At 52.8% G+C, this 21,389-nt stretch carries 14 protein-coding genes; 13 read left to right on the forward strand and 1 reads right to left on the reverse strand.

The annotated features are described in order from the left end of the window. The first annotated feature begins 101 nt into the window (after positions 1 to 101). The 8 genes from Q4E93_RS00280 to Q4E93_RS00315 all read left to right on the forward strand — a co-directional run bounded on the left by Q4E93_RS00280 (position 102) and on the right by Q4E93_RS00315 (position 13,181). Positions 102 to 3,236: a SusC/RagA family TonB-linked outer membrane protein gene (locus Q4E93_RS00280; protein ID WP_303581994.1), complete on the forward strand. Its 3,135-nt coding sequence runs from the start codon at positions 102 to 104 to the stop codon at positions 3,234 to 3,236. 14 nt (positions 3,237 to 3,250) lie between these two features. Beyond that, positions 3,251 to 5,125: a RagB/SusD family nutrient uptake outer membrane protein gene (locus Q4E93_RS00285; RefSeq protein ID WP_303581996.1), complete on the forward strand. Its 1,875-nt coding sequence runs from the start codon at positions 3,251 to 3,253 to the stop codon at positions 5,123 to 5,125. A gap of 27 nt (positions 5,126 to 5,152) precedes the next feature. Beyond that, the gene (locus Q4E93_RS00290; protein WP_303581998.1) at positions 5,153 to 5,557 is read left to right on the forward strand and encodes a hypothetical protein; all 405 of its coding nucleotides are present in this window, start codon (positions 5,153 to 5,155) and stop codon (positions 5,555 to 5,557) included. Positions 5,558 to 5,583: 26 nt separating this feature from the next. Then, positions 5,584 to 6,594, forward strand: a complete 1,011-nt coding sequence (locus Q4E93_RS00295; protein ID WP_303582000.1) for a DUF4466 family protein — start codon at positions 5,584 to 5,586, stop codon at positions 6,592 to 6,594. Beyond that, positions 6,584 to 8,659 carry a right-handed parallel beta-helix repeat-containing protein gene (locus Q4E93_RS00300; RefSeq protein WP_303582002.1) on the forward strand — a complete coding sequence of 692 codons (2,076 nt, stop codon included), beginning with the start codon at positions 6,584 to 6,586 and terminating at the stop codon, positions 8,657 to 8,659. The genes Q4E93_RS00295 and Q4E93_RS00300 overlap by 11 nt, the downstream gene beginning before the upstream one ends. Before the next feature lie 24 nt (positions 8,660 to 8,683). After that, positions 8,684 to 10,585 (forward strand): heparinase II/III domain-containing protein, encoded by a 1,902-nt coding sequence (locus tag Q4E93_RS00305; RefSeq protein ID WP_303582004.1) that lies wholly within the window; start codon positions 8,684 to 8,686, stop codon positions 10,583 to 10,585. Continuing rightward, positions 10,582 to 11,628 (forward strand): LacI family DNA-binding transcriptional regulator, encoded by a 1,047-nt coding sequence (locus Q4E93_RS00310; RefSeq protein WP_303582006.1) that lies wholly within the window; start codon positions 10,582 to 10,584, stop codon positions 11,626 to 11,628. Before Q4E93_RS00305 ends, Q4E93_RS00310 begins: the two co-directional genes overlap by 4 nt. Positions 11,629 to 11,861: 233 nt before the next feature. Continuing rightward, on the forward strand, positions 11,862 to 13,181 hold the full coding sequence (locus tag Q4E93_RS00315; protein ID WP_303582008.1) for a sensor histidine kinase: 1,320 nt from the start codon (positions 11,862 to 11,864) through the stop codon (positions 13,179 to 13,181). 18 nt (positions 13,182 to 13,199) lie between these two features. Here the strand turns inward: Q4E93_RS00315 and Q4E93_RS00320 are convergent, their stop codons facing one another. Next, positions 13,200 to 14,303, reverse strand: a complete 1,104-nt coding sequence (locus Q4E93_RS00320; RefSeq protein WP_303582010.1) for a terpene synthase family protein — start codon at positions 14,301 to 14,303, stop codon at positions 13,200 to 13,202. Positions 14,304 to 14,483: 180 nt separating this feature from the next. Here Q4E93_RS00320 and Q4E93_RS00325 point away from each other — a divergent pair, with 180 nt between their 5' ends. From Q4E93_RS00325 to Q4E93_RS00345, 5 genes are all read left to right on the forward strand, one after another. After that, positions 14,484 to 15,095: a response regulator transcription factor gene (locus Q4E93_RS00325; RefSeq protein WP_303582012.1), complete on the forward strand. Its 612-nt coding sequence runs from the start codon at positions 14,484 to 14,486 to the stop codon at positions 15,093 to 15,095. Between the two features lie 134 nt (positions 15,096 to 15,229). Beyond that, positions 15,230 to 15,694, forward strand: coding sequence for an Hsp20/alpha crystallin family protein (locus Q4E93_RS00330; protein WP_303582014.1), 465 nt, complete (start codon positions 15,230 to 15,232; stop codon positions 15,692 to 15,694). A gap of 185 nt (positions 15,695 to 15,879) precedes the next feature. Continuing rightward, a complete protein-coding gene (locus Q4E93_RS00335; protein WP_303582016.1) occupies positions 15,880 to 16,305 on the forward strand; it encodes a hypothetical protein in 426 nt (141 codons plus the stop codon). A gap of 171 nt (positions 16,306 to 16,476) precedes the next feature. Further along, positions 16,477 to 19,731, forward strand: a complete 3,255-nt coding sequence (locus Q4E93_RS00340; protein WP_303582019.1) for a SusC/RagA family TonB-linked outer membrane protein — start codon at positions 16,477 to 16,479, stop codon at positions 19,729 to 19,731. A 23-nt stretch (positions 19,732 to 19,754) separates the two neighbouring features. Further along, positions 19,755 to 21,380 carry a RagB/SusD family nutrient uptake outer membrane protein gene (locus Q4E93_RS00345; RefSeq protein WP_303582021.1) on the forward strand — a complete coding sequence of 542 codons (1,626 nt, stop codon included), beginning with the start codon at positions 19,755 to 19,757 and terminating at the stop codon, positions 21,378 to 21,380. Positions 21,381 to 21,389 lie beyond the last annotated feature (9 nt).

Here is a 21,389-nt window from a genome sequence, read left to right on the forward strand (position 1 = left end):
TAGCAAACGTTTGCGTAAATAAACTGACGTCCATATGAAAACGATTTCAGTTATTTTCGACAAGTTTGGGGGAGAGTACTTTAAACTCCAAAACGATTGCTATGCTATTATACATGACTCCTCCACTGGGCCATAGCTCCCTTCGTAAGCTAACCTTTTTCCTTTTTTTACTTACAGTCTCCTTGTCCTCCACTGCACAGGTGAGAACAGTGACCGGTGTGGTAAAGGACGTAGCCGGCAGCCCCCTGTCGGGCGTTTCGATCGTCGTACAGAAGACCAGCACAGGGACCACCACGGACTCGGCCGGCCGTTATTCCATCAGGGCGGCCGTCGGCGCCACGCTCATCTTTTCTTCTGCCAATGGGGCCACAGCCAAGGTCACCGTTGGAGACAAAACAGAATATAATGTCACGCTGGAACCGAAGGTCAGCGCCCTGAACGATGTGGTCGTCGTCGGTTATGGACGTCAGAAAAAAGTAAACCTGGTGGGCGCCGTAGGTACGGTGAATGTGGACGAAAAGATGACGGGCCGCGCCATTCCCAACATCTCGGTCGGCCTCAGCGGAATGATACCCGGTCTGACAGCGACCCAATCCACCGGCATGGCAGGCAAGAACGGCGCCACTCTCCTGATCCGGGGCCTGGGCACTCCCAACAACAGCAACCCGCTGATCGTTGTGGACGGCATACCCGACGTGGATATCAACCGGGTGAACGTCAACGACATCGAGACCGTCTCCGTCCTGAAGGACGCTGCCTCCGCCTCCGTGTACGGATCGAGGGCCGCCAATGGGGTCATATTGATCACTACCCGCACAGGCAAAGGGATGAACAAGACGCTGTTCAGCTTCAATGGCAACGCCGCCCTGGAAAAACCGACCAAGGGCATCGACTTCCTGGCAAACTATCCGCTGGCCCTGACGCTCGAACAACGCCGTGCATCCGTGAGTACGCTGCCTGCCAACCAGGCGTTCAGGAATGGCACTATCGACCAATGGATGGCCCTGGGAATGATCGATCCGCTGCGCTATCCCAATACGGACTGGTGGAACATCATCATGCGGGATGGTAAGCTGCAGAACTACAATGTTTCCGCCACTGGCGGCAGCGAAAAAGCGAATTTCTTCGCTTCGGTGGGTGTGAGAAATGAGAATGGCCTGCAGATCAACAACGATTACAAGCAATATAATGCACGGTTTAATTTCGATTACAAGCTGAAGAGCAATATGAACACGGGTGTAAGGTTCAACGGCAACTGGTCCTACTTTACCTATGCACTGGAAGAAGGGTTCACTGATGGCGCTCCCACCAATACGGCCGGCCTGGACATGCAATATGCCATCGCCGGCATCACGCCCTACGATCCCGTCTCCGGAAAATTTGGCGGCGTCATGGCTTATGGCGATGATCCCCAGGCATACAATCCTTATATGCTATATATCAATGCCCCCAACAAGCAGAACAGGCAGGAGGTCAACGCCACCGCTTATTGGGACTGGACCCCTGTGAAAGGGCTTACGGCCGGGCTGGACTACAACCTGATCTATTACAACCAGTTCAATTCCAGCGCACCTATACCGGCCCAGGCATGGAACTTCCAGACGAACGCATACGGCAGCCGTGTATATTTTGGCCCCAATGCCCCCGTCAGCAATACCAACCTCAACGGCTATAAGACGTTGATGAATGCCCGGCTGAATTACCATACGAATTTCGGGGGCGATCACGATCTCTCGGCCCTGCTGGTCTACAGCGAGGAATACTGGAACGATCGCTCGCTGGGAGCCTCCCGGAATGACCGCTTTTCGTCCAGCATTACCGAGATCGACGGTGCGCTGCCCAATGTGTATTCCAACAGCGGCAGCTCCAGTGCGGAAGGGCTACGATCCTACATCAGCCGTGTCAACTACACCGCTTTTGGCAAATATATCCTGGAAGGGGATATGCGGGTGGACGGCTCCTCGAAGTTCGTTCCGGGCCAGCGCTATGGGGTCTTCGGTTCCGGCGCCATTGGCTGGCGTTTTACAGAAGAGCCTTTCCTGCGGCCTTTCCTGGACAAGTTCCTCAGCAGCGGTAAGCTCCGCGCCACTTACGGAACCCTGGGCAACAACAGCGGCGTAGGAAGATATGAGCAGCAGACGACACTGACGGCCAACAACTATATGATCAATGGGGTCGGAGTCATCGGCCTGGTCAATGCCAAGCTGATCAACCAAAATCTGTCCTGGGAGTCTACCACCGCACTGAACCTTGGAATGGAGCTGGGATTCTTCAACAGCAGGCTGACAGCTGAAGTGGACTACTACGACCGGTTGACAAAAGGCATCATACAGCCTGCACAGCTGTCCAACCTGCTGATCGGTGCGTTCAACCCTCCCAATACCAACATCGGCAATATGCGCAACCGGGGTGTGGAGCTGACGCTCGGATGGAGGGATCGTATCGGTCAGGTGACCTATGGGGTCAGCGTGAACGGAAGTTATAACAAGACACGACTGGAATCATGGAGTCAGCTGTTGACCCGGGGAGCCACGTATACCAACTCCAGCAACGTCACCAGCAACGTGTTCCTCAACATGCCTTACAACTATGTGTACACCTATGTCGACTATGGCATAGCCCAGACATGGGCCGATGTCTATAGCCATACGCCGCAGAACATCCAGCCCGGAGACCTTATCCGCGCAGATCTCAACGGGGACGGAAAGATCGATGAGAATGACCGGAAAGCGCTGCAGGCCTCCCGCGACAGGCCAACCACCAGCTTTACGCTGAACGCGTATGCATCCTGGAAAGGTATCGACGTAGCGATGTTATGGACGGGCACCGGAGGCCGGAAGGATTTCTGGATCAATGCTTTCAATAACCCTAATTTCGGCGCCACGCGTTATGCCGTCAACCAGCAGGATGTCACCAACCCCTGGTCCGTCGAGAACCGGGACGGCACCTGGCCCCGACTCGGCGGCAACACTAATAATTCGAGCACCACGGCCCCCACTTCTTTCTGGCTGTATGACATGACCTATCTCCGGCTGAAGAACGTGCAGGTGGGCTATACCTTCCCCAAGCCATTGTTCAGGAGCCTGGGTGTAAGCAATTTCCGCATTTCAGGCTCGGCGGAGAACCTGCTGACGATCACCTCTTATCCGGGTCTTGATCCGGAAAAGGCTGGTAATAACAATAATATCTATCCTCTCAATAAAGCCTATTCAGTAGCTGTTCAGCTAGGATTCTAAAACTTGCCATCTATATGAAATCGATACACCTCATTTTTCCAGCATGCATTCCAGCGCTGCTCCTGGCCATGATACTGACCGTATCCTGCAGGAAGGGGCTGCTGGACCAGACACCTACTACCAATCCTTCTCCCAGCACTTTCTGGAAGACGGAATCGGACGCTACTTCGGCTCTCTATGGTCTTTACGCGGCTGCAAGACCCTGTTTCGACCGGGACTATTATTTTGACGGCCAGTCCGAGTATTTCAGGTGCCGCGGCACCAGCGCTACGAACAACAATCTCAGGCTGGGAGATGCTTACCAGAGCAACAGCTCTGCCAACATGTTCGCGCCCAGCGGCTATGGACAGTACTTCGACAAGATGTATCAATATCTTTTCGGCGTCGTGGACCGCGCCAACTATGTCATCGACAATGTGACGAAGATGCAGGCTTCCGGCGGGCAGCTGGCTACTTCCAAAATACTCCAGACCATCCAGGGAGAGTCGCGGCTGCTGCGGGCGCTGGCTTATTTCAAGCTGATCTGCATGTGGGGTGATGTGCCCTATTATACCCTTTCGCCTGCCACCAATGCGGATGTGGCCACGCTGCCGCGTACGCCCATAGGGAAGGTGAAGGACTCCATCCTGGCGGATCTTACCTTTGCTTTTAACAATATGCCCACGAAGGCCACCGACCTGGGACGGTCCTCAAAGGTCGCGGCCCTGGCCCTTCGGGGAAAGGTACAGCTGTACTGGGGTTCCTGGAATAAATACGGCTGGCCCGAGCTGGATGGGTTTACGCCCAGCGCTTCCGAGGCAACTGCTGCCTTTACCGCTGCTGCCGCTGACTTCAAGTCCGTCGCCAATGACTATAGCCTTACCCTTTATATGAACGGCGATCCCGGCCAGATCGATTCGCTGGGCAAGGCAGACGTATTGCCCAACTATTTTACCCTGTTCACGCCAAAGGCCAATGCCAATAACCCGGAAATGCTGCTGGTATTTACCCATGGCGGTACAGGGACCAACCAGGGTGAGGAGCTGATGCGTGACTTCGCGGGACGCTCGCACGAAGGCTCCCAATGCTGGGTCTCTCCCCGTTATGAGCTTGCAGACCGGTATCAATCATTGACCACCGGTGATTTTGTCACACCCCTGATCCCGATGAACCCTACCGTCCCTGCCGCCGGCAATGTCGCAAGGACCACCCCCGGCTCCGCCGTAAATCCCAACAGCTACCGGGACCGTGACTATCGCATGAAGGCCACCATTCAATGGGACTATGAGGTGAGCATCGGCAGCGCATCGCAGGCATCCACGGGTTTTGTCCCTTTCATCTATAAGACATGGGCTGGCAACGTCACCATCAACGGCGTCAACTATCTCACCTATAATACGGACGGATGTAATTCGGGATATGTATTCCGCAAATTCGTACGCAACTATGCGGGACAGGGACGCAGCGATGGGGATTACGCCTGGCCGGTGATACGTCTGGCCGATGTTTACCTGATGTATGCCGAAGCCTCCAACGAGATCGCCGGGCCACAGGCGGATGCCATCGACCTGGTGAACAAAGTGCGCCACCGGGGCAACCTGCCCCCACTGGCAGCCACAAAGACAGATAATTACCAGGACTTTTTCAATGCGATCGAGCAGGAGCGGATCGTGGAGCTCGTAGGAGAAGGGCAACGTTCCTTCGACCTTCGCCGCTGGCGCGCGATCGAAAGAGTATGGGGACCTCCCGGCAGCCCGGGCCTATGGCGCATCGATACCTGGGGCGCCCAGCAATCACGCTACTTCCAGAATACGTCGGACCTGGAATACCACCAGGATTATATTTTCAAGATCCCCCAGTCGGAGCGTGACAAGAACTCGAACCTCACCCAGAATATACCCTGGAGATAAGTTATTACACTCAAAAATCTAACAACAATGAAATATATAGCGATAGCATTGATAGTCCTGCTGGCGGCATGCACCTGGGCCGCCTGTAGTAAGAGCGTCCCCGTGGATGAGGACGGCCTGCTGATCACGACCCGGAGGGATTGCTTTGTCAGCAGCTTCGAATTGCTGGGAACCGATTATGTCAGCGTCCGCTCCGGCGCCGCCACCATCGATACCACGGCCCAGACCGTAAAGGTCACGGTGCTGTTTGGCTCAGATCTTAAGCACCTCTATCCCCAATTCAGCCTTGCCCAGGATTGTAAGCTGAATCCCAAGATCACGGGCTTTGTGGACTTTTCCGATACGTTGAACCCTAAGAAATGGACCGTCATATCCGGCGACCGCCAGGTGAAAAAAGAATATAGCGTCATCCTCAGTGTTCAACACAGGTAAAGATTATTCATTCTAAAAGAAACAAAATGCAATACAGATCCAAATACATCGGTTATGCTGCCTTACTGCTGGGGGTGCTGTCGCTTTTCGCCGCCTCCTGTAAGAAAGATGGATATGCCCTTCCGAAGCCCTCGGACAAGCTGCAGAACGAAGCCATTAAAAGAACGCTGGGACCGAATATAGTGGGCCAGCCGATCGAATTTGCCTATGCTATGGCCATCCTGCCCAGTAAAGGCAAGTTGGTGTCCTGTACGGCGGAAGCCTCCATTGCGGGCGCTGCCGGCACCTATATGGACAATAGATCTTATTATACGGATGTCACGGGCACCGATGTCGGCGTCACCGTAGGATCACCTTCCGTCACCAGCGGCGCCACGACGACAGTGACCTACACGGCCGATACTTCTGCGGCTACGCTCCGGTACTTCTATGTGATCCCTGAAGAAGCCCGCGGCAAATCAGTGACCATTAAGTTTACAGCCAAAAGCAGCAATGGCGAGACGATCTCTACTACGATGGGGCCCTATACCATTACCCGGATGGATATGCGGCTGAACATGAAGCTCTCCAATAAGAACATGATGTATATTTCCATTGGGGACAGCACGGTCTATGATTCCGCGGGCGCTGCCGCCCATGCCGGCAACATCGACCTGGTCTACCTGTACCGCAACCTCACCACCAGCGCTTTCAACCATGCCCTGGTAGCTCCCGCAGCCGACACGACCTACCTGCCGGGCGTGCTCCTGCCCCCGGGCGTGAACAGGACAGCCAAATTGCTGAAGGTCTTTAACCTCCAGGATCATAATCTTGCACCCACCGAGCAATACGGTGGTACTTTTATAGACGATGTCGATTTCCAAAAGCTTGATCTGACAGGCGATCCGAATTACGCCATCAATCTCAAACAAGGCGCGGGCGTATGGGTGGAGACGGCCGACGGGAAATACCGGGCATATATCTATTTCAATGCGGTGGCTACTGCGGGAACTGCTACTGTCAGTATGAAACGGTATACTTTGACTAATGGGAAATAAACACTTTATTATCCTGCTCGTGGTGGCAGGATCGGTCGCCCGCTTTCCGGCCAAAACAATGGCGCAAACTTTTGTGCATCCGGGCATCGACCAGACGTCCCAGGACCTGGCCTATATGAGGAAAAAGGTACTTGCCGGGGACCAGCCCTGGAAGGCTTCATTCGACAGGCTGAAAGCTGCGGCAGACACGGACTTTATCGTGAAGGTGCATACGCATGTGCTCCGGGGGCCTTATGGCAGGCCGAACATCGGCGGCGATGATCTGTCGAGATCCGCCAACATGGCTTACAACTATGCGCTGGTGTGGTATGTCACCCGGGATAAGACCTATGCGGACAAGGCCATCGCCATCCTGAATGCCTGGTCTCCCGCGCTATGGGACCTGGATTACAACGACGCCAAGCTGCTGGCAGCCTGGACGGGCCATCTTCTTTGCAATGCGGCAGAGATCCTGCGGTACACCGGCGCCGGCTGGCAGCAGAAGGACATTGCTGCTTTCAGCCAGATGCTGATGACTGTCTACTACCCGTTGATGCGCCCCTATTTCCCCCAGGCCAATGGCAACTGGGATGGGGCCATTATCCATTCGCTGATCGCCATCGCCATATTCACCGACAGCCGGGCCTTGTTTAACAATGCCATCGACCATTTCAAACATGCACCCGTGAATGGCAGCATCTTCAAATATATCTATCCCAATGGACAATGCCAGGAAAGTCCAAGGGACCAGGGGCATGTTCAATTGGGCATCGGAGAGTTTGCCGGAGCTGCACAGGCGGCGTATACCCAGGGGACCGACCTGTTCTCCATTGCAGACAACCGTATAGCACTGGGTTTTGAATATACAGCCCGTTTTCTGCTGGGCGATACACCCTATTGTTACTGCAATATTTCGGAACGTGTAAAAGTGCTGCGGGATGATTATGAATATGTTTACCGCCACTATTCCGCGAAAGGCCTGAACCTGCCTTATACCAGGCGGGCGGCTGATTCGGTGCGGCCCAGGGCTTCACGCAGCGTGCTGACGGCGGTGCGCACGCCTGCGGGTGGACCGGTGTCCAAAGCCTCCACTTTGAAATTCAGCGGTATTTCCTATATCGCGGGTGCGGGGGCTATGCCGGCTCCGCGTCCGGAGGTCCCTGCGGACGCCTTATGGGTGGCGCCGGGTCAATCGATCCAGCGGGCCCTGGACTCGGCTGCCACGACGCACAGCAAATGGATCGTGGTAAAGGCGGGTCTCCATATTTTCCCCGCCCCGTTGAAGCTCCCATCTGGTGTTACCCTCATGGGTGAGGGCGCCGGCACTGTGCTCACCCTCGACACGGCATCGGGTGGCAGGGAAGCCATGATCAACGCGGATCCCGATATGCACGATGTAACCCTCCGGGACCTGGTGATCGAGGCCGGCAACAGGACCATCCCGGGTTATGATCCGAATAGCTCCCGTTCTATAAAGGGCGGGTACAACCGGGGCGGCATTCTCTTCCGAAGCGATGGCGAAAGGCGGATGGAACGCATCAACCTCATCGATCTCACGGTGAGGAATGCCACCTATTCCGGGGTGTCCATCAGTGGCGCAGCGAATGTCAACGTCGACCACTGCGACCTTTCAGAGAATGGCGCCAGCGTGCCGCCTGGTCCTAAGCTCAACCACAACCTCCTGCTGGCGCATTGCGACCATATACAGATTCGCGGCAGCAGGCTGGTGACTTCTCCCTTCGGCAGCGGGGTCTCCCTGGACCAATGCAGCGACGTATCCGTTGCCAATTGCGAGATCGCACGCAATGGCTATTACGGTATTCTTCTCGCGGAATGCAAGCACGTATCGGTGACAGGGAACCTCGTGGAAGCTAATGACCGCAGTGGCATCATGGCGGAATGCTTATTTAACGGGAACGCTTATCTTGTCGTCAGCGGCAATCGTATCCAGTATAACAATGGCTATGGAGTGGAAAGCTATGCCGCCGCCAACAGCACGGTGAAGAACAATATGTATGAGGGGAATGGTAATGAGCCAGGCCAGGAGAAGATCAGTGCGGACAAACGGCTGCTGATGGATAAGTGAGTGGATCACTACAATACTTGCGATATGAACCTAATGAAGATCTTTACAGCCAGCCTGTTCCTTTTGTTCAGCCATCTGCTGATGGCGCAAACCGATTTTATCGGCGACCCTCCCCATTTTCCCGGACATCCCCGCATTTTGCTGCTAAAGGGGGAAGAGGAGGTCATTAAAACGACCATCGGCGGGAATGTGATCTGGGGAAAGATGCACCAGGCCATCCTGGATGAGTCAGATCACATATCGGGACTACCACCCGTAGAGCGGATCAAGATCGGCCGGCGGCTGCTGGACAAATCGAGAGAAGCCCTCAGGCGGCTGTTCTTTCTTTCCTATGCCTGGCGCACCACCCGGGATCTGAAATATCTCCGGCGCGGGGAAAAAGAAATGCTGGCGATTGCAGCATTCAGTGACTGGAACCCGTCCCATTTCCTGGATGTGGCCGAAATGACGATGGCGTTGTCCATCGGGTATGATTGGTTGTATGACGACCTTTCGCCGGCATCCAGGTCGATAATAAAGCAGGCCATCATTGAAAAAGGGATCAGGCCATCCCTGGATCCCAGGAGCAATAGCAACTGGCTCAGGGCAGAGCATAACTGGAACCAGGTGTGTAATGCCGGTATGACCTATGGCGCACTGGCCATCTATGAAGATGATCCGGCATTGGCTAAGCAGGTGATCAACCGTGCCATCGAAAATGTCGTATATGCGATGAAGGCTATGGGGCCGGACGGCAACTATCCCGAAGGCTACGGATACTGGGGGTATGGCACCAGCTTCAATGTCATGCTGATCAGTGCGCTGGACAAAGCATTCGGAAAAGATTTCGGACTCAGCGAAATGCCGGGTTTCCTTAAAACCGCCGCTTTCCTGGAGAACATGACGGGGCCTGCGAACCAGCCTTTCAATTTTTCAGATTCCCATGCCAATGGCGGCATCGAGCCGGCCATGTTCTGGTTTGCCCAAAAGAATGCAGACCCTTCTCTGTTATGGGTGGAGCGCAGCCGCCTGCTGACCGAGGTTCCCCAAAAACATGTCAACGACCGTTTGCTGCCTGCCATGATGATCTGGGGAAAGGACATCAGGATCGGGAATATCCGGCCACCCAAAGCCACGCTATGGGTGGGCAGGGGTGCGAACCCCGTGGCGCTGATGCGTACGTCCTGGACGGATTCCGCCGCGATCTATGTTGGCATGAAAGGCGGCTCGGCCGGCATCAATCATGCCCATATGGACGTGGGGGCCTTTGTCATGGACGCCGGGGGCGTAAGATGGGCGATGGACCTCGGTGCGCAGGATTATGAGTCGCTGGAGTCCAAAGGCATGCAGATCTTCGGCAGGACCCAGGACGCCCAGCGCTGGACCATTTTCAGATATGTCAACCAGGCGCACAATACCCTGACCATTAATGACCAGCATCAGCGTGTAGCAGGCTTTGCGCCTATCACGGGAGCCTCTTCGTCGATTGATTTTATGAATGCCGTCACCGACTTGTCGGAAATATACAAAGGAGCTGTGGCAAAGGCACGGCGTGGCATCGCCATCGTCGACAGACAATGGGTGGTCGTACGGGATGAGATAGAGACGGGGGATACGGCAGCCATCGTCCGGTGGACGCTGGTCACCCCGGCGGCTGTAACGGTGACGGATAATAGAAATGCGGTGCTTACACAAAGCGGACAACGGCTGATGATGCGGGTAGACGCACCTGGTGAGGTCGTGCTGCGCACCTGGCCTACCGATCCGCCGCCCAATAGCTATGATGCGCCGAATCCCGGCACCATCCGGACGGGATTTGAGCTGCGACTGCCGGCAAGGACCAAAACGTCCATTACGGTGTCGCTGATCCCTGAGAAAGCGGCTACTGCAGCCAATAAGAACATCGGCCCCTTGTCATCCTGGAAACAGGATAATTTAATCAAATGAAGAAAGAAGGATCCCAGCAACATTCCATACACGATCTTGCAAAAAAGCTGCACCTGTCGCCGGCGACGATCTCTCGGGTGCTGAACAACCATCCGCACGTCCATACAGAAACAAGGCGCAAAGTAATGGCGATGGTGGAAAAATTAGGGTACAAGCGCAATGCCATGGCTTCGGGGCTCAGAAGTAATAAAACCAATACGGTGGGGTTGATCGTTCCGCGCATATCCATGTTCTTCCATGCCGAGATCATCACCACCATTCAAAATGGGCTGCATGGATACGGCTATAACCTCATCATTTGCCAGTCCAACGACTCCCTGGAAATGGAAAAGGAGCTTATCCGCACTTTGTATGCCTCCCGCGTAGATGCTGTCATCGTCGCCTGTACATTGTTTACCACCGATTTCGGCCATTTCGACCTTTTGACCGGGAACAATATCCCTGTCGTCTTTTACGATCGTGTGCCCGTACAGCCATATCCGGCCTGTATCATTAAAGGGGACGACGTCAACGGCGGCTACCTGGCGGGCATGCATCTGCTGGAGCTGGGATGCCGGAGGATCGCCTGTATTTCCGGGCCGCTGAACTGCAACCTGTACATCGATCGCCTCGCAGGCTTCCAAAAGGCCATGCAGCAGTACGACGTACCCTTGTCGGAGGGTCAGCTGTTCTACCATGAGCTGAGCGCTGAAAATGCGAGAAGGACAATGCATCGATTGTTTGCGGAAAAACCTTATCCGGATGGTATTTTTGCCGCCAATGATGTCAGCGCGCTGGAAGCGTTGCAGTTTGTAAAAGAGATGGGCGTACGGGTGCCTGATGAACTAAAGATCGTGGGTTATTCGAATGACCCCCGTTCTTCCATTATCTCACCTTCCATGACAACGATCGAGCAATTTCCGGCGGGCATCGGTAAGGTGATCGTGACCGAGCTGGTCAGGATGCTGAAAGCGGACAAAGCCAGGACAGCCGGGGCTGTTGCCGGCTTTCCCCAGATCATTACGCCTGTCGAATTGATCAAACGGAGGTCTACTTGTGGATAAATGGCCAGGTCATGGCATAAAAAAATCCCCGGTTGTTCACCAGGGACTGCTTAATCAAATACCATAACCATTAAACCTTATCCTATTAGTACCTGCAAATTAAGCCTCCTTCATGAATACCCGCTAGAACTAGTTCTAGCTGTATATTGGGCATTGTGCATAGAAAGCCTATTTTAGCCTTTGGATGAACGGAAATTTATTCCTTAAATTATTGAAAGGCAATATATTATACTATGTCCAACCTTCACCTGAACCTGCTAAGCCTCATTACATCCGTCCGGAATACAGGTACAAAAGGGATCAAAGAGGAGGAGGAGCTCAGAAGGATCCGCCTGGTCAACTCGCTGAGCATGGCTATCGTAAGCCTGATCCTGGTGATCGGCCTGCTTTTTTTTCTCCTGACAGGGAAATTATCTATTCTCCTCCCGGCAATCGCGGAGCTGCTGCTGGCCCTGAGTCCCCTTTTTTTGAACAGGAACGGTAAGTATGTGGCAGCCTGTCTCGTGACCTATCTCACCCAATGCGTCGCTTCTTTATATTTCGGAATGGTGCTGGGAAATGTAATTGAGCTACAGACGGTGGTGTTTTTTCTCCTCCTCCTTACTTTCCTGCTATTTGACAATTCAATTCTCCGAAAGGTGTGCTTTACGGTGGCGCTGGTCATACTTGTCACGCTGGAAGCCAATTATTTCCTGGTGTTTGTCAAACCCCTGCCTTTAAGCCAACCATATTCGGTGATCTTTAAGACCCTTTCTTTCTTTGGTCTTTTCTGCCTGATCATTATTGTCGGGTCTCCTTATGTAAAGAGCCACGACTCCAGCTACAAGCTGAAGAAATCACTGAAGAACGAAGAAAACCAGAACTATGCAAAAAGTGTGTTTATCAGGAATGTATCGCATGAGATCCAGGGGACTTTTCTCGGGATCATCAAAATGGCGCAATCCCTCAGGGCGGGCCTGGAAAGGAAAGAAGATATCGTGTCCCTTTCCGACGATCTGATCGATGGGTGCCATACTTACAAGCGCATGCTTACAAATCTGTTGGAGTATACGAAGATCGATGCCGGGGTGATGGATAGCGTTTACGCCAGCGCAATAGATCTCCGGACATTCCTGCAGAAGATAATCAATGTCAACAAATACTCCGCCATTGAAAAAGGTGTGGAGATCCATCTGTCCGTCGCCGACGAAATTCCCCTGGTATTAAGGAGTGACGAGATCCGGCTTACGCAGATCTTTAACAACTTACTGACCAACGCCATTAAATTTACACGCCCCGCCAGCAATATTTATGTCATCGTTGAAAAGGGGGAAGATTCCTGGCAACTATACGTAAGGGATGAGGGTCCGGGGATCCCTGAAGAAAAGCTAAAAAGTATCTTCGACCTCTTTGTAACGGACCGTGACCTGGAAGGCAACCGCGAAGGCGTGGGCCTGGGCCTGTTTATTACCAGGCATTTGGTGGAGGACCTGTTAAAAGGCACGATCAGCGTAAAAAGTCAGGAGAACAGGGGGGCTTGTTTCCAGGTGTCATTACCCCTGGAAACAATATAAGCGCCCGGACCCGGCATATCAGGACGGCAGCCTTGTCTCTTTCCAGATCGACTGCGGTCTTTTATACCTTTTTGTATATACCTGCCATACCCAGCATGCCTGAACGCATCTTTCAAGTCCGGTGAGATACCCGTTCAATGTATCGTGAAGCCCGGGATCATGAATGGCGCCTCTTATCTTATCCAGTAGCGTGAAGCATTCCTGCAGCAGATCGCGTACAATGGAGGATGCGGCCAGGAGGGCGGACCTCAGGGACATTTCCGGGTTGTTCAACAATATGATCATGACCAGGTTTGAATCGCAATTGTTGTCTATGACTTCCTTTTCAAATGAAAAGAGATCATTCATCAGACAGCCGATGAGGCTTACCACCCAATTGAGCCGGCTAAGATCATCGGCGATGCCCAGGTGATCCAGGACTTCCCAATCAAGGAATGCACCAGCGCTGTATTCTATCATCATGACCGTGTGGGGCATACCGGATACATGACAGCGCTGTTCGAAATATTCATCCGGGCTCAGGACGTATCCGATGCCGGAGGAATTACAATCCTTATGAGCCAGTTCGATATGATAGCAATAGAGCTGCAGGAATTTGTCAAACCAGCCCTTTGTGGACGTCGCATCCATGTCGTTCAGCATCTCGAAGTTGGCGATCTCGATGGGCTTTGCTTCCGCGGTCAGGGCCCTGGACTGCGAAAGGGCGGACATACGCTCCTTGATATTGCTGTACAGCGTCCTTTGCAGGAGGGGTAGATGGGGAAAGACTTCTCTTCCCATGATGTCGTTGAGATAGAAATCGATGACATTGTTCTTTACGATGGGGATGATGCGGGACAGGGGAGCGGACGGAAACAAATACATCGCGCAGGTGATGTAATGTTCGGCGCCGGGTAGCCATATGCCGTATGCATCACAAAAACATTTGATGTTTTTTGCTAATGCATCAGCGTCGGGATGCGGTGCGAATGGCTTGCAATATTCGTCCAGCTGAATGGTTCGGGGGGATAATAAATGCAGGAGCGAAAAGGGAGAACGGGCTGCTGTCAGACGGCGATATTCCGGGCGAATACGGTCCAGGAGAACGCATGCGGCTTCCTGAACGTTTTGTTCAAGTTTCATAATCAATGGTTTAATAGTTAATGTTGCCCCTAGAAATTAGTAAGAATAATTTTATCAAATAATAGACGATTGTCTATGTGGAAGGGTAAGAAGAAGCACTTATGCAGGACTAAAGCAAATGCGAATATTCTTGTAAGGCAAACGTATTTTGTAATTTTATCATAGCATCCAACCAATCACATGCAACCGAAGATCCTATTGGCAGATGACCATAGTATGATCCGGAGGGGACTGAGGGCCTCGTTCAAATTCGAACTGGGCTATACGGACGTGGCCGAGGTTGCCAGCTGCAATGAGCTTATGAAGGAGCTCAAGAGCAAGGAATATACACACCTTATATTGGATATCAATTTATCGGATGGCAGCAGCCTGGAAGTGCTGCCGAATGTCAGGCTGTTATATCCCGATCTCAGGATTGCGATGCTCAGCATGCAGCCCTCCGCCATCTACGCAAAAGTGCTGAAGCAATACGGGGATATGTACTTTATCAACAAGGCGGCGCTGGAAGAGGACACGACGCGGCTGCTGAAGCAGTTCCTGTCGAATGAGCCGCCGCCGGAGGACATAGACCGGAATGATGACTCCAATCCTTTTACACATTTCACGATGCGGGAGCTGGAGATCCTCCATTATTTACTGAAGGGTTTTAAGACCAGTGAGATCGCGGCCGAGCTGGGGCTGAGGAAGAATACGATCTCCACCGTCAAGAGCAGGATCTTCGAGAAGACGAAGACGAGGAATTTGCTGGAATTGACGGAGCTGGCGACCCTGCTGAACGTAAGGTTCCATTAGGACGGGTGCTCCGCCCTGATGACAGTACTGTGAAAAATTTTCAGCCCAGGCGCCATGCTGAAATGTCAAAATATCATTTTCTACGGCGTTGGCATTTCTCTTGATATGCTCTTTTTTAAAAAAAGGAGGATCATATGACTAACATCATCAAGAAAGAAAACCGCCAGCCGGCAACTTTTGGAAGCGTTGTAGATCAAATCTTCCACAATAATCTAAGCCGGTTCTTCGAAGACACGTCCTGGGGGTTCAACGGACTGCAGGCACGCAATCAGGTCCCTGTGAATATACGGGAGACGGATAAGACGTATGAAATGGAGATCATCGCTCCGGGACTGCGGAAAGAAGATTTTCAGCTGAATCTGGCGGGCGACCTGCTGACGGTGTCCTTTGACCACAAGGAAGAGAAGGAGGGAGAGAACAAGGAGACTGGCTGGTTGCGCAAAGAATATGGCAGGCGCAGCTTCAGCCGGAGCTTTACCGTTGACGATACCGTCGATGTGGAGCAGGCGGCTGCAAGGTACCAGGACGGGATCCTGTATGTGAGCCTGCCGAAAAAAGAGCATGCTCAGCAGCTGTCCCGGACCATTCAAATTCAGTAAATACTCATCTGGCAACAAAGATGTATGACGTTTGCAGGCGGGATAGTCCTATTCCGCCTGCCTTTGTTGAACCTGCCTCCATCGATGGGCGGCTCCGCAAACGTTGCCGGTGTCGTTGCCGGAAATAAATCCACACAACGCACATAAGCGCTGCTTCAATTCTCCTTAAATTGTATCACTGGCCAATGAAAGAGGAAATTGTTCATAGCGCCCTCGATAATCTGAAAAAGGCCGCACCTGTGCGTGCCGCGTGGAAAGCTACGAATAATAAGGAGATGGATGGGCGGCTGGAGATTCACATGATGAACAGGAAAGTGGTGTTGCAGACTATTGTAATAAAGGAAGTGGGTGATGATCAGTTGAGCCAGATCTATAAGCTCGCCTACAAGCATGCCGCTTTCATCGTCATCGCACGTAAGATCTCTCCGAAGGTAAAAGAGATATTAAGACAAATATACCAGCCCTATCTCGAAGAGAGTGGGGACATTTTTCTTTATCAAAAGAACGCCTGCCTGCTGATTGACCGGCAATCTGACGCACCGCACTCGTTACCGGCATCGATTCCGGAAATAAAGTCATCCCTACCATTAAGCCTTAAAGAGAAAGTTTAGTAAGATTGTGTTGCTTATGATATATGTGCGCACTCCGTCGGGGGTGATGCACCGGAAGCCAATTAAAACTACAGCATATGAAAATTCTTCATTCTTCACCTCAGGCATACCATTACCTTTTTTCTCTTTCCTAAAAAAATACCAGTAACAATAACCAAAACTCAATAATCAATGAGCAACGAAATATTGAACGGCAAGCGCTACCTGGTGAGAAATGTCACGATGGTACTGCTTTTTCTCATTGCTTCAATCCGGCTGTTGGCGCAGGATAAGCAGATCACGGGCAGGGTGGTTGCCAATGAAAATGACAGTTCGCTGGCTGGTGCATCTATAACCCTTAAGGGAACGAATAATAGCATTGCCACCAAGGCGGATGGCAGCTTTTCGTTAAATGCCCCGGCGAATGGGACACTGGTGATCACGGCTATTGGCTATACAAAACAGGAGATAGCCATCAACGGCCGCACCACGATCAACATCCGCCTGATAGTCGATCCAAAGCAACTGCAGCAGATCGTTGTGGTGGGGTATGGAACCCAGCGGCGAAGGGATGTCACCGGCGCTATTGCGAGCATATCCGCCGATCAGATAGCGAAAGTGCCTGTAACCACCCTGGACCAGGCCTTACAGGGCAGGGCCCCTGGTGTACAGATCACCAACAACGACGGGGCGCCGGGTGGCGGTGTCTCAGTACAGATCAGGGGTGTAGGTACTTTCGGATCCAATGACCCTCTGTATGTAGTGGATGGCTATCCCATCAGCGGGGGTATCAATACGATTAATCCCAGCGACATTGCCAGCATCGATGTGCAAAAGGATGCATCCGCAACCGCCATTTACGGCAACCGGGCATCCAATGGCGTTGTGATCATCACTACAAAACGCGGCAGAAAGAACATGACGCAGGTGTCCGTCGATGCCGAATCTGCGATCCAGTCCAGGCCAAAGACCTATAAGGTGCTGAATGCGCAGCAATTCGGAAAGCTGGCCTTCGATCATGCCGCGCTGGACGGATATACAGCTCTTCCCAACTGGGCAAACGCAGATACCCTGCATGAGGCGGACTGGCAGGATGCCGTCTACCGGACGGGGCTAAGACAGAAATATAATATTGCCATCCGTGGCGGAAGCGATAAGACGCAAACGGCATTCTCTGCCGGATATTTCGATCAAAAGGGAATTGTGCTTGGTTCGAGGTTCAAACGCTTTAACCTGAGCGCGAACCTGGATTATCAGCCCCAGACCTGGTTAAGATCCTCCACCAGTATCAAGTACAGCCGGGGCGATGCGAAGACTTCGTTTGGTACGGGAGGCCAAGGCGCTGCGGCCGGCATTGGTTATCTGACAAAATTGCCGCCCACGCTCGATGGCGGCAACCTGCTGACCAGCCAGATCAAGGATGGGAATGGCAACTATGGTTTTTTCAATCCGAATAATCAGGCGGTGCGGAACTGGGGCAATGGCCCGGTGTACAACATAGAGACCCAGGATCAGAAGAACCTGACCAATTATTTCCTGGGCACCAGCTCCCTGGAGCTCACTATTCTCCCGGGGCTGCGGGTGAAAACGAATTTTGGCGCCAATGTCAGCGATTATTCCGGCTACTATTTCACACCATCCGATGTGCGGGCATTGACCCAATATGGGACGGGCACGCAGTCGACGCTGAACTTTTACAGCCAGTCGGCGAACAATACTTTCGAGTGGCTGTGGGATAATACGGTTTCCTATACCCGCACATTTGGCGAACATAGCATTGACTTTGTGGGTGGCTATTCGTCACAGAACAATACTTTCCGCCAGATCGGCGGCCAGGGCAATAACCTGAACAGCGATCAGCTGCGGGATCTGGGGGATCTTCCTTCGTTGACGAATTACTATGGCAACCAGCGAACGATCACGCTGATCTCCCAGTTCGGCAGGTTGCAATACGGGTATAAGGACAGGTACCTTTTGCAGGGCGTCATCAGAAGGGACGGGTCGTCGAGGTTTGCCGAAGGGAAGCAGTATGGCGTATTCCCTTCTATTTCCGCGGGATGGCGGATCAAGGAGGAAAGCTTTATGCAGAGCGTCAGCTGGCTGAATGACCTGAAGCTCAGGGCCAGCTATGGAGAGCTTGGCAACCAACTGACCATACCTCCTTTCCAGTACCTGTCGCTCTATACGTCCGGTCCGGGCGCCGCCAATCAGGGCAACAACGGTTATCCCTTTAATAAGACCTACCAGCCAGGCCTCGTATTGGCCTTCTTACCCAATCCCAATCTGAAATGGGAGACGTCCAAGCAGACGGACATCGGTTTTGATGCATCATTACTGAACAACCGCGTGACCTTTACGGTAGATTACTACCGGAAAGAATCGAAGGACTTTCTGCTGGTGATCCCGGTTCCTCCACAAACGGGATTCACCTCCGGGAGCGCGAACGTGGGCAGCATTGTGAACCAGGGCGTCGAATTCAGTGCAACCTACGCTCATGCGGCAGGGGATTTCCATTATAACATCGGGTTCAACCTTACCACGGTGAGCAACAAGGTGCAGAGCCTTACCACAGGGCTGGATCATATCTATAATCTTTCGGACCTTGGCTTCTCCAACACCGGCTCCAATAACTGGCATACCTACAGCATTTCCCAGGTAGGCCGCTCTGTCGGCGAATTTTATGGATATAGGTCGGCCGGCATCTTCCAGTCCCAGAAAGAGATAGATGATCTGAATGCGGTGGCGGCAGCTAAGTATGGTCCGGGTATCTATTATCAGTCAACGACCGGTCCGTCCAAGAGCGCGACGGTCGGCGATCGTAAATACGTAGATATTAACCATGACGGCAGGATCACGTCGGACTCCGACCAGGTGGCGCTGGGCAGTCCTATCCCTAAGTTCTATGGAGGTGTGACGTTTGATGGATCGTATAAAAATTTCGATTTCAGCATTTTCTTCTACGGCACTTATGGCAACAAGATCTACAATTTCCAGCAAAGGACACTGGAAAGCTTTGGCTCCTCGACGGGATCGGTGGGCATAGAGAACATCGGCACGGAATATTACAATAATGCATGGACAGCCAGCAACCATTCCAACCGCTATGCCAAGATCGATGCAAATGAGTTCAACGCCAATACACGACCGTCTGACGTCTATGTGGAGAATGGGAGCTATTTGCGATTGCGTAACCTCACCATCGGGTATACGGTGCCCTTAAAGCTCACGGGCGCTTTCGCTCCGAGGATCAGGATCTATTTCACCGCGCAGAACCTGTTTACCATTACCAAGTACTCAGGGCTCGATCCTGAGATCGGTATTCCACAGGGAACGGATGTCAACAATTCCGCCAATACGAATGTGCGCAGCGTGACCTCCGCGGGGGTCGATGTGGGAACTTACCCATCCTCCAAGTTCTATACATTAGGGTTTAACGTGACGTTTTAATCAATACTACAAACACAAGCAATATGAGAAGCAAAAAATATTTATTATACGTCGCTCTTGGTTGTCTGCTGGTGCCGCTGGCCTGTTCCCGGAACTTTCTCAACCAGAAGGACACCTCGAATGCCAGCGAGGAAGCGTTATTCAAGACACCGCAGGACGGGATCAGCCTGGTGAATGCCATCTATGACGGCTTCCAGCACGATAACCAGAGCTTTGTCCTGAAGGCACTTTGGTACAACGCCAACTACTGCAGCCAGGACTTCTTCAACTGGGGAGCGGATGTCTCCTATAATACTTATCTCTTTCCAACGGACTTCGGATCAACCGCCCAGTTCTGGAACCTGTCGTACCAGGGTATATCCCGGGCAAATTCGGCCATACCTATCATCGCCAAAATGCACGATAATAAGGTGATCGGGGATTCGCTGGCCAACTTCCTTACGGGGCAGGCTTACTTCCTGAGAGGGGTGTTCTATTACTATCTTGCCTGTACGTTCGGCGGTGTCCCACTGGAATTGAATGTGGTGACGAATGGACTTCATCCCCGGGCAAGCCAGGATTCGGTGTTCCTGCAGGTGGTGGCTGATATGACTGCCGCTTCGGGCCTGCTGCCCTGGCCGGAAAACCTTCCTCCCTCGGACCTGGGAAGGGCTACCCGGGGCGCGGCTTTCGCTTATATGGGCGCCGCCCAGATGTGGCTGAAAAAATATTCTGATGCCGTGGCGACATTCAACCAGGTGATCCCGCATTACCAGTTGATGTCAAATTACATGGACATCCATGAATACAATCACCAGAACAACCAGGAGTCCATCTTCGAGCTGCAGTTCTCGCTCCCGGGCGGCGTTACCCCGGACTGGAGCTACAACAACAACGAAGTAACCTGGAACTCCTCCTTCATGTGGCCCTGGGAAACCTCGAACTTCGGCTATACATATGCCAATAAGAAGCTGTATACTTCCTTCGAGGCGGGCGACCTGCGCAAGGCTGCAACGATCATCGGTCCGGATGATACCATCGCCAGCCCGGGCATCGTAGCTATCGGGGGGATCAAAAACTATGCTCAGGTGAAAGCCGGTTTTGCAGGAACGCTATCCCTGCCTAAGTCCCACTTCACCGGCACGGACGGTAAGATCATCAACACCTGCGGTAAGACGGGCGACCTTTGGACTGGCGACCAGCCGGGCCAGCCCAGATCCGGATATTACGGTATGAAGTTCTGGCGCGACCCGAATGTCAGCGGTAACACGCCCAGCGCTGCCGATGGCAAGACGCATATCTTCGGGGACCAGAACGTGACGATGCTGCGGCTTAGCGAAGTGCTGCTGGACAAAGCCGAAGCGCAGTTCAAAAGCAATGATGCCGCCGGCGCCACAGCTACGCTGCAGACCGTAAGGGACCGCGCCTGGGGCGGCGCCGCTCCCCCCTCGCCTTTTGGTCCTGACTTCATGCAAATGATGCTGCAGGAATACAGGCATGAGCTGGCCGGCGATATGTCCCTTTGGTACGATCTGAGGAGAACGGGCCTTCATATCCAATACATTAAGGATAACTTTGGGATCGATATACCCAGTGGTCATGATCTGCTGCCGATCCCTCAGTCAGCCATTGCCACAAACCCGACATTGAAGCAGAACCCGAATTATTGATTTTCACAG

Source organism: Flavitalea plasmicola (genome assembly GCF_030546645.1).
Classification (GTDB): domain Bacteria; phylum Bacteroidota; class Bacteroidia; order Chitinophagales; family Chitinophagaceae; genus Puia.